The sequence below is a fragment of the bacterium genome (assembly GCA_021372775.1).
Lineage (GTDB): Bacteria > Acidobacteriota > Polarisedimenticolia > J045 > J045 > JAJFTU01.
This window is the reverse complement of record JAJFTU010000354.1, coordinates 1-1,575: the sequence shown is the minus strand read 5'-3', so window position 1 is coordinate 1,575 and position 1,575 is coordinate 1. Positions and strand designations below refer to the sequence as shown.

2 protein-coding genes are annotated in these 1,575 nt (G+C 73.7%); both read left to right on the top strand.

What is annotated here, in order from left to right:
• Positions 1-402 (top strand): hypothetical protein (locus tag LLG88_11735; protein MCE5247571.1); only part of this gene is annotated, 402 nt, incomplete at its 5' end.
• A 95-nt stretch (positions 403-497) separates the two neighbouring features.
• Positions 498-1,575 (top strand): hypothetical protein (locus LLG88_11730; protein MCE5247570.1); only part of this gene is annotated, 1,078 nt, incomplete at its 3' end.

Below are 1,575 nucleotides of genomic sequence, written 5' to 3'. Positions count from 1 at the left end.
GCGCCCGACGCGGTGCGGCTCGCCGCGACCGTGCGGGTGCATCGCTGCGACGCGTGCGGCTTCGAGTTCACCGAGGACGACGCGGACGTCGCGCGTCACGAGGCGGTGTGCCGGCACGTCGGCGTGCTGACGCCGGCCGAGGTCGTCGCGGTGCGGCGGCGGCTCGGGATGAACCGGCGCGAGTTCGCCGAGCTGACGCAGTTCGGCGTCGCCTCGCTGGCGCGTTGGGAACAGGGGCTGCTCCTGCAGAACGCCGCCAACGACAACCTTCTCTACCTGCTCTCCTTCCCCGAAAACGCCGAGCGCCTGCGCCGGCGCGGCGCGGGCTCGCCGCCGGCCGCGTCGGACGAACCCGCGTCGGCGGGGGCGAAGCGGCGCGGCGCGAAACGGGTTCCGCGGTAGGCCCGCCGGCCGCGGATTGATGTAGGCTCTCCGCCGATCGCGCGGGGATAGGGGACGCGCGGCGACGCGGCTCGGACGGGCCGCGCGGAGACGCGATGGCCGTTCCGCTGACGATCCTCACGGATTACCGCGGGTTCTTCTACAGCTCGACGCGGCACAAGGACGTCGGAATGGACGTGCCGGCGCTCGTCGCGGCGCTCGCGGCGCGCGGGATCGAGGCGGACGTCCGGCCGGCGGCGGGGCTCGACCTGCGGCGGGAGAACTTCGCGGGGCGGCTGGTGATCGCGCAGTCGTCCGAGGACCGGCATCTCCACTACAAGAGCTTCCTCGAGGACCTGCTGCTGGCGCTGCAGCTCCAAGGGGCGACGCTCGTGCCGCGCTTCGAGCTCTATCGCGCGCACCACGACAAGGTCTTCATGGAGCTCTTGCGCGACGTGCTGCCGGCGCCGGCGCTGAAGGCGCCGCGCGGGCGCGTGTTCGGCACGTACGAGGACTTCCTGCGCGCGGGCTGGAGCGAGTATCCGGCGGTTTTCAAGCCGTCGGCGGGTTTCCAGGCGCACGGCGTGCGGCTGGCGCGCGACGACCGCGAGGGGCGGCGCGCGGCGCGGGCGATCAGCCGCACGGCGCACTTCGTGGACGACCTCAAGGACGTCGTGAAGCGGTGGGTGCGGCCGTGGCACGTCGCGCGCTCGCGGCGCCGCGGGAAGTTCGTGGTGCAGCCGTTCCTGCCGGGGCTGGCCGGGGATTGGAAGCTGCTGGTCTACGGCGAGAAGGTCTTCGCGCTGCGCCGCGGCAACAGGCCGGGGGATTTCCGCGCGAGCGGCAGCGGGCGGTTCTCGTTCGTGGAGGACGTGCCGCGGCCGCTGCTCGACGCGGCGCGCGCGGCGTTCGAGGCGCTGGACACCCCGTTCCTTTCGCTGGACATGGCGCTGACGCCGGCGGGCGGGGCGGGCGAGTCCGCGCCGGCGGGCGAGGCGCAGGGCGAGGCGTCGCGGGCGGGCGAGGCGCAGGGCGAGGCGTTGCGGGTCGGCGGAGTCGTTCAGGTTTTCGAGTTTCAGTGCGTCTGTTTCGGCACGTACACGCTGGAGAACGCGCCGTTCTGGGTCGAGCGCGAAGGCGGCGAATGGGTCGTGCGCCGCGGCCGCGCTCAGCTCGAGGACGAAGTGGCCGCCG